The following is an 8,617-nucleotide window of genomic DNA, read 5'->3' on the forward strand; positions in this document are numbered from 1 at the left end:
GCCGACACCAGTCGTCACGAATGCCCTGTTCCGTCGCACGCGACCGACGTGCGGGTGACGTGACCAGGGTCACGGTGTGAGCTGGGTCAGCCCGCCAACGCGGGGGCGCTGTGCCGCACCGGCCGCAACCACCGGACCAGGAACACCGCCACCGCCAGACCGGCCGTGATCGCCGAGAAACCGCCGGCCACCAGGGCGACCGGGATGAGGTCCACCCCGTCGGTCACCCGGTCCCCCAGGTCGACCCCGGCCACCAGCAGCAGCGCACCCAGCGGCACCATCGCCAGCACGCTCGCCGCGCCGCACACCAGGTGGGCACCCCACGTGCGCAACGCCTCGTCCACCGGCACGTCGGAGCCGTCGGCCGCCAGCGGGCGCACCACCAGCCGCAGCAGGGCCACCTCCGCGAGCACCCACCCCGCCCCCGGGACAACCAGGGCCACCAGGGCCACCTGGTCGGGCACCGACCCCGCCGACCACAGCAGCGCCGCCGCGGCCAGCTCGCCGACCACCGCCCCGCGCATCGCCCACAGCAGCCACGGCGAGACCTGCTCCCCGCGCCGCGGGCGGCGCGGCCCCGTTGCCCACCGCGGCCGCGTCCGGCTCGCCTCGGCCAGCAGCACCCCGGCCAGCGCCCCCACCACGAGCGCCGGCGCCCACAGGAACACCGACGCCTCGGCGAACAGCACCACGCTGACCCCGATCAGCACCAGCCCCAGCACGAGCCCCGACTGCCGCAGCCGGCGGCCGTGCCGCGCCTGCCGCGCCAGGACCGCCGCCCCCGCGTCGGAGGGCGGCACCAGCTCGACCGCTCCCCCGGCCACGGCCCGGCGGTCGGCGGCCCGGGACCACTCCCGGGCCAGCAGACCCGACGGCACCATCACGGCGACGAACAGCACGACGGCGATGAGACGACCCACCTTGCACATTGTCGTCCTTCGGACTCCACCGCGCTGTACCTGCATGTCGCGCTCCGCGCTCCCACCGCGGCCAGGTGCCGTTCCCCTGGTGCGCTGAGCCCCGCGAGCACTCCTCGGGGGACCCTCCGGGCCCCCGCTCGGTCGTGCGCGCAACGCGGCCTGCGGGTGAGCCGTCCCCGGCCGCCGTCGTCGGGGAGCTGCGCTCCTCGGGGAGCCCTCCGGGCCCCCGCTCGATCGCGCGCGCACCGCGGCTCACCGCGCGACGGGGTCCTTCTACCAGGTGCCGAAGACGCGTTCGGCCGTGGCGGTCAGGGTGTGGCAGAGCTGCTCCAGGTCGGTGCCGGTGACCTCGGCCAGCGCGCGGACGGTGTGCGGCACCAGGCGGCTGGCGTTCGGGCGGCCGCGGTGCGGCACCGGGGTGAGGAACGGGCTGTCGGTCTCCACCAGCAGCTGGTCGACCGGGGCGATCGCGGCCGCCTCGCGGAGGTAGCCGGCGTTGCCGAAGGTCAGCGTCCCCGCGAAGGACAGCACCGCCCCGCGGTCCAGGCACTGGCGGGCGAAGGCCGCGTCCCCGGAGAAGCAGTGGAACACCGTGTGCTCGGGCAGGCCCTCGTCGTCGAGCACCCGCAGGATCTCGGCGTGCGCGTCCCGGTCGTGGATCACCAGGGCGATGCCGTGCCGCTTGGCGATGGCGATGTGCGCGCGGAAGGACTCCTCCTGCGCGTCCCAGCCCTCGGGCCCGGTGCGGAACCGGTCGAGCCCGGTCTCCCCCACCGCCCGGACCCGGGGCTCCGCCGCCAGCCGGTCGACCTCGGCCAGCGCCTCGGACGTCGCCGCCCCGGCGCCGGCCTCGTTCGGGTGCAGGGCGACCGCGGCCAGCACCGAGGGGTGCCGAGCCGCCAGGGCCGCCGACCACCGCGAGCTGGCGACGTCCACCCCCACCTGCACCAGCCGGGTGACGCCGACGGCGGCCGCGGCGGCGATCTCGGCGTCCACCTCGGCATCGGTGGGCAGCCGGTCCTCCCCGCCGACGGCGATGTCCAGGTGGGTGTGGCTGTCCAGCGCCGGGGCGGGCAGCGGCTCCGGCGACGGCGGCGGCTCGCCCCGCTTGTTCGCCCGCGAGGACGCCGAGCGGCTCAGGACCCCTCCTCGAACCGGCGCAGCTCCTCCTCGACGATCGACTCGTCGAGCTTGGTGAACACCGGCTTCGGGGCCTGCAGCGGCGTCCCGGGGGTGATCGGGACCGACGTCCAGACCGCCTGCCCGGTCTCGTAGTCGCCGGTGATGACCGGGTAGGGCCGGCCGTCGTCGAGGTCGCTGACCTCCTCGATGCGCGGCGCCACCGACCAGGTGCCCTCGCCGCCGAGCAGCTCGTGCACCTGCTGCGCGGCGTGCGGCAGGAACGGCGACAGCAGGCCGTTGCAGTCCTTGATCGCCTGCAGCGCCGTGAACAGCACGGAGTCCCGGCGGGCCGGGTCCTCCTTGAGCTTCCACGGCGCCTGGTCCGACAGGTACTTGTTCGCCTCGCCCACGACCCGCATGGCCTCGTTGACCGCGGCCTTCTGCCGGTTGCGGCCCAGCAGCTCCCCGACCGTGCCGAAGGCCCCGGACGTCGTCGCCAGCAGGTCGCGGTCGGCGTCGGTCAGGTCCCCCGGCTGCGGCACGGCACCCACGTTCTTGGCGGCCATCGAGATCGACCGGTTGACCAGGTTGCCCCAGCCGGCGACGAGCTCGTCGTTGTTGCGGCGGCGGAACTCGGCCCAGGTGAAGTCGGTGTCCTGGTTCTCGGGGCCGGCGACGGCGATGAAGTACCGGAGGGCATCGGCGTCGTAGCGCTCGAGGAAGTCGCGGACGTAGATGACCACCCGTCGCGAGGAGGAGAACTTCTTGCCCTCCATGGTCAGGAACTCGCTCGACACCACCTCGGTGGGCAGGTTCAGGGCGCCGTAGGAGCCCGGGGACCCGCCCTTGTCGCCCGCGCCGTTGTAGCCCAGCAGCTGCGCGGGCCAGATCTCGGCGTGGAAGACGATGTTGTCCTTGCCCATGAAGTAGTAGGCGTCGGCGTCCGGGCTCTGCCACCACTGCCGCCAGGCCTCGGGGTCGCCGGACCGCCGGGCCCACTCGATCGAGGCCGACAGGTAGCCGACGACGGCGTCGAACCACACGTAGATGCGCTTGTCGTCGCGATCGCGCCAGTCCGGCAGCGGGATGCGGATGCCCCAGTCGATGTCGCGGGTGTAGCTGCGCGGCTTGAGGTCCTCGAGCAGGTTGACGCTGAAGTTCAGGACGTTGGGCCGCCAGCTCTTCCGCGTGCCCAGCCAGTCGCCCAGGGCCTTGGCGAACGCGGGCAGGTCGAGGAACCAGTGCTCGCTCTCCACGAACCTCGGCGTCTCGCCGTTGATCTTGCTGACCGGGTTGACCAGGTCGACCGGGTCGAGCTGGTTGCCGCAGTTGTCGCACTGGTCACCCCGGGCGCCGTCGTAGCCGCAGATCGGGCAGGTGCCCTCGATGTAGCGGTCGGGCAGCGTGCGCCCGGTCGACGGGCTGATGGCGCCGAGCGTGGTCTGCGGGAAGACGTAGCCGTTCTTCAGCAGGCCCAGGAAGATCTCCTGGCTCACCGCGGCGTGGTTGGCCGTCGTCGTCCGGGTGAACAGGTCGTAGCTCAGGCCCAGGCCGGTCAGGTCGCCGACGATGATGCGGTTGTTCCGGTCGGCGATCTCCTGCGGCGAGACGCCCTCGGCGTCGGCGGCCACCGTGATCGGGGTGCCGTGCTCGTCGGTGCCGCTGACCATCAGCACCTTGTTGCCGGCCATCCGCTGGTACCGGCTGAAGACGTCGGAGGGCACCCCGAAGCCCGAGACGTGGCCGATGTGCCGGGGGCCGTTGGCGTAGGGCCAGGCGACCGCGGTCAGGATGTGCCGATCACTCACGGCACGAGACTAGTGAGCGCTGTCGACCACGCTCGTGGGCGCGGTGCCGGTCGGTGCCGGGTGCCCGGTCAGGGACACGGTCACCAGCGCCAGGCCGATCACCGCCAGCGTGGCCGCCCGGGTGCGCCGGTGGGCCACGGGAGGGCGCGGCGCACGGGCCGGACGGCGGGTGGTCGACGTCCACGCGTGCGCCGTCGCCGACGTGCCGGCCAGCAGCTTCAGCAACGGGACGACGGCCGCGGTCACCGCGAGCGCGGTCAGGGCGACGGAGGTGCCGGCCAGCTCCACCCGGCGCACCCCGTCGACCACCCCGCCGACCGCGACGACGGCCAGCAGCGCCAGTTCGCCGACCGCCACGGACACCAGCAGCCGGTGACCGGCGCCGTCGACGAGCGCGGCGCCCCCGGCGGCGACGACCACCACCCAGGCGGCCAGGCCCAGGAGCGTGCCGACCACCAGCCCGCCCGGCGGGCGCAGCCCGTCGCCCCAGACGGCGTCCAGCGAGGCCAGCCCCAGGGCCAGCAGGCCCACCGCCTGGACCACGGCGAGGACGCCGACGACGAGCACCGCGGCGGGGGCGCGACGCCGTCCGGTCGCCGGCGGTGCCGGCACCCGGGGCAGGACGACGGTGGTGCTGGACAACGGAGCTCCCTGGCCGGTGGCGGGTGGTCACCGATCAGGTCGTCCGGTCGCAGCCGGCGGCGCAGGGGCCGACGGGCAGGACTCACCCCCCGGGGTGAGCCCGGCCCGCGGGGAGGTCAGCCGCCGGTGCTCAGCGGGCGGTCTCCCGGGTGTGGTCGTGGTCCCCACCCAGGGCCAGCCGGCTGTGCCGCCGGCCGTAGACGTAGTACACGGCGACGCCCAACCCCATCCAGATGGCGAACCGCAGCCACGTCTCGGTCGGCAGGTTGAGCATCAGGTAGAGGCTGGCCAGCGCCGCCACGACCGGCAGCACCGGCATGAGCGGCACCCGGAAGGCCCGCGGCAGCTCGGGACGCGTGCGGCGCAGCACGACGACCCCGACGCTGACCAGGACGAAGGCGAACAGCGTGCCGATGTTCACCAGCTCCGCGAGGGTGCCCAGCGGGATCAGCCCGGCCATGACCGCCACGACCACGCCGGTGATCAGCGTGATCCGGTAGGGGGTGCCGTAGGTGGGGTGGACCTTCGCCAGGCCCGGGGGGAGCAGGTGGTCCCGGCTCATCGCGAACAGGACCCGCGACTGGCCGAGCATCAGGATCATGACCACGCTGGTCAGGCCGGCGAGCGCGCCGACGGAGATGATGCCCGAGAAGAACGGCAGGCCGACGCTGGAGAACGCCCCGGCGAGCGGGGCCGAGGCGTTCAGCTCGGTGTAGTTCTGCATGCCGACGACGACCAGGCTGACCAGCACGTAGAGCACGGTGCAGACCGCCAGCGAGCCGAAGATGCCGCGGGGCAGGTCCGTGGCCGGGTCCTTGGTCTCCTCGGCCGCGGTGGCCACGATGTCGAACCCGATGAAGGCGAAGAACACGATGGCCGCGCCGGCGATGACGCCCTCGACACCGAAGTCGGCCGGGGCGAAACCGGTGAGCAGCTGGATGAACGGCTGGGTCAGGCCCGAGCCGCCGTCCTCGGCGGGCTGGGTCGGGGGGATGAACGGGGAGAAGTTCGCCGCCTTGACGAAGAAGACGCCGACCACGATCACCAGCAGCACGATGGCGACCTTGATCGCGACGATGATCGAGGTGATCCGCGACGAGAGCTTGATGCCCAGGACGAGCACCCCGGTCATCACCAGCGCGATGACCATGGCCGGGATGTTGAACCGGGCGGTCTCGCCGGCGATGGTCTCGGGCAGGCCGATGCCGATGTCGCTGAGCAGCTGGTTGAGGTAGCCCGACCACCCCACGCTGACGGTGGCCGCCCCCAACGCCAGCTCCAGCACCAGGTCCCAGCCGATGATCCAGGCGACGAGCTCGCCGAAGGTGGCGTAGGAGAACGTGTAGGCCGAACCGGCCACCGGCACGGTCGAGGCGAACTCGGCGTAGCAGAGCGCTGCCAGGCCGCACACGATGCCGGCGATGACGAAGGAGATCGCCACCGCGGGGCCGGCCGTGGTCTGCGCGACCTCGCCGGTGAGCACGAAGATGCCGGTGCCGATGATCACCCCGACCCCGAAGACCGTGAGGTCGAGGCCGCTCAGGTTCTTCTTGAGCTGGTGCTCGGGCTCCTCGGTGTCGGCGATGGAGTCCTCGACGCTCTTGACACGCCGGCCGTTCGCGACGCTCATCTGCGTTCCCCCCGCGGTCATGGGCCAGCCGGCGGTGGTTGCCGAGTGCACCTGTCGCGCCGGAGCGTGGCACAGCTCACCGACACCCGCACGCCTAGGCTCGGCACCCGACCACGGACGGGAGGACGGTCATGGTGAGCACCGAGTCGAGCACGACGCCGCGCCGGAGGCTGCCGCTGCCCCGGCCGGCTCCCCGCCGGGACCCCCGGCCGGCCGGGCGGCCGACGGAGGTCGCCCCCAGCCGCCCCGAGGGCGGCGCCGTGCTGGGCTGCGGGGTCTACGTCGACGGCCAGCGCGTCCCCGACGTCGACCCCGCCGACGCACTGCGGGTGGCGCAGGAACGCGGCGGCTTCGTCTGGCTGGGCCTGCACGAGCCCACCGAGGAGGAGTTCGCTCCCCTGGCCGAGGAGTACGGGCTGCACCCGCTCGCCGTCGAGGACGCCGTCTACGCCCACCAGCGACCCAAGGTCGACCGCTACGACGACGGCCTGTTCATGGTGCTCAAGACCGCGCGGTACCTGGAGCACGAGCAGTTGACCGCCACCAGCGAGGTGGTGGACACCGGCGAGGTGATGGTGTTCCTCGGCCCGCACCACGTCATCACGGTGCGGCACGGCCAGCACGGTGGCCTGGCCGACCTGCGGCAGCGGCTCGACGACCAGCCCGACCTGCTCTGCCACGGCCCCTCCGCGGTCCTCTACGCCGTCGCCGACCACGTCGTGGACAACTTCGTCGAGGTGGCAGCCAGCGTCGAGGAGGACGTCGACGAGCTCGAGGCGTCGGTGTTCTCGCCGCAGCGCACCGACGACATCCCGCGGCTGTACCAGCTCAAGCGCGAGCTGATGCAGCTGCGCCGCGCGGTGACGCCGCTGGACCTCCCGCTCCACGCGCTCGCCGAGCGGCAGGTCGAGATGGTCCCCGAGGCCATGCGTTCCTACTTCCGCGACGTGCAGGACCACACGCTGCGGGTGCGCGACCAGGTCGCCTCCCTCGACGAGCTGCTGTCGTCGATCCTGCAGGCGTCGTTGGCCCGCACCTCCCTGGCCGACAACGAGGACATGCGCAAGATCAGCGCCTGGGCCGGCATCATCGCGCTGCCCACCGCGATCGCCGGCATCTACGGGATGAACTTCGAGTACATGCCCGAGCTCGACTGGCGCTTCGGCTACCCGCTCGTGCTGCTGGTGATGGCCCTGTCCTGCCTCCTGCTCTGGCGGGCCTTCAAGCGCACCGGCTGGCTGTAGCCCCGCCCGTCCCCACCCGGCCGCCGGCAGCCCCACCGGCTGCCGCCCCGCCGTCCACACCCGACCGCCCCTGCCCGCCCACCCCTCCCCCCACCGGGCATGGGAGCCCATGCACCCGGTAACGGGCCCCGCCGCCGGGTGCATGGGCTCCCATGCCGGGGTGGCTCGGATGCGGGGGGCGCCCGGGTTCATCCACAGGACGGACGACGGAGCACCGCGCACCGGCCGACTCGGGCCATCCTCTCGACCGTGCAGAAGCCCTGGTCGGACGTCGTCAGCTCGATCCTCGCGAGCCAGGACGGGCTCGCCACTCGACAGGACCTCCTGCGCCACGTGCCGCGCACCGTGGTCGACGGCATGGTGGAGCGGGGCCAGCTGCTCCGGGTGTTCCCCCACGTCTACACCGCGCGGGGCAACCCGGCCGCCGGCGACCGGCGGCTCCGTGCGGCGCTGCTGAGCGTCGGCCCGCACGCGGCGCTCAGCCACCGCACGGCACTGGCCGTGCGCGGGTTGGTGGAGCATGCCGGGGCCGTCCACGTCGTGGTGGACCACCGCCGCCGGCAGGCCGGGTCGCACGACCTCCAGGTGCACCGCCGCCAGGGTTTCGCCGACGACCCCGACGCGGTGGAGACCGTGCGCGGACTACGCGTCACCGCCCTCGCCGACAGCCTGGTCGACGCCTGGCCCGGACTGCCCCGGCCGGTTCGGCGTCCGGTGCTGCTCGATGCGGTGCGCCGGACGGCGCTGGCACCCGAGTGCCTCGGGGCCGCCGCTCGCCGACGCCCCAACATCGGCGGTCACCGCGCGCTCGCGCGGACGATCGCGCTGGTGGGCGACGGCGTCACCAGCGAGCTCGAGGCGCTCGGCGTCGAGCAGGTCTTCCGGCACCGGTCACTGCCGCGCAGCCGGGGGCAGCTACCGGTCCTGTGCAGCGACGGCGTCACGCGCCGGCTGGACCGCGCCTGGCAGGAGGCCATGCTCGCCGTCGAGCTGGACGGCGCAGCGTTCCACACCTCGCCCGAGGACCGGCAGCGGGACCTGCACCGGGATGCCGTGCTCGCGTCGATGGGCTGGTTGGTCCTGCGCTTCACCTACGCCGAGGTCCTGCGGGACCCCGAGGGGGTGCGGGCCAAGGTGCTCGCGGTGTACCGGATCCGCGTGGCCCAGCTGCGCACCGCAGCCTGAGGCCCCGGCATGGGAGCCCATGCACCCGGTCGTGGGCCCCGGCACCGGGTGCATGGGCTCCCATGC

General features: G+C 73.6%; 7 protein-coding genes. 2 read left to right on the plus strand and 5 right to left on the minus strand.

Features of this window, described 5'->3' with window-relative positions:
- Nucleotides 1-86 precede the first annotated feature (86 nt).
- From TEK04_RS03485 to TEK04_RS03505, 5 genes are all read right to left on the minus strand, one after another.
- On the minus strand, nucleotides 87-920 hold the full coding sequence (locus TEK04_RS03485) for a hypothetical protein (RefSeq protein WP_336402916.1): 834 nt from the start codon (nucleotides 918-920) through the stop codon (nucleotides 87-89).
- A 273-nt stretch (nucleotides 921-1,193) separates the two neighbouring features.
- Complete coding sequence (locus tag TEK04_RS03490; protein ID WP_336402929.1) at nucleotides 1,194-2,060, minus strand: TatD family hydrolase; 867 nt, start codon at nucleotides 2,058-2,060, stop codon at nucleotides 1,194-1,196.
- Complete coding sequence (metG, locus tag TEK04_RS03495; protein WP_336402917.1) at nucleotides 2,057-3,850, minus strand: methionine--tRNA ligase; 1,794 nt, start codon at nucleotides 3,848-3,850, stop codon at nucleotides 2,057-2,059. Before metG ends, TEK04_RS03490 begins: the two co-directional genes overlap by 4 nt.
- Before the next feature lie 9 nt (nucleotides 3,851-3,859).
- On the minus strand, nucleotides 3,860-4,492 hold the full coding sequence (locus TEK04_RS03500; RefSeq protein ID WP_336402918.1) for a hypothetical protein: 633 nt from the start codon (nucleotides 4,490-4,492) through the stop codon (nucleotides 3,860-3,862).
- Between the two features lie 130 nt (nucleotides 4,493-4,622).
- Nucleotides 4,623-6,122, minus strand: a complete 1,500-nt coding sequence (locus tag TEK04_RS03505) for an amino acid permease (protein ID WP_336402919.1) — start codon at nucleotides 6,120-6,122, stop codon at nucleotides 4,623-4,625.
- A gap of 131 nt (nucleotides 6,123-6,253) precedes the next feature.
- On the opposite strand from TEK04_RS03505, the gene corA reads away from it, so the two are divergent.
- Nucleotides 6,254-7,366 carry a magnesium/cobalt transporter CorA gene (corA, locus tag TEK04_RS03510; protein WP_336402920.1) on the plus strand — a complete coding sequence of 371 codons (1,113 nt, stop codon included), beginning with the start codon at nucleotides 6,254-6,256 and terminating at the stop codon, nucleotides 7,364-7,366.
- Nucleotides 7,367-7,615: 249 nt separating this feature from the next.
- Nucleotides 7,616-8,551, plus strand: coding sequence for a DUF559 domain-containing protein (locus tag TEK04_RS03515; protein ID WP_336402921.1), 936 nt, complete (start codon nucleotides 7,616-7,618; stop codon nucleotides 8,549-8,551).
- Nucleotides 8,552-8,617: the final 66 nt, after the last annotated feature.

The sequence above is a fragment of the Klenkia sesuvii genome (genome assembly GCF_037083825.1).
GTDB lineage: Bacteria > Actinomycetota > Actinomycetes > Mycobacteriales > Geodermatophilaceae > Klenkia > Klenkia sesuvii.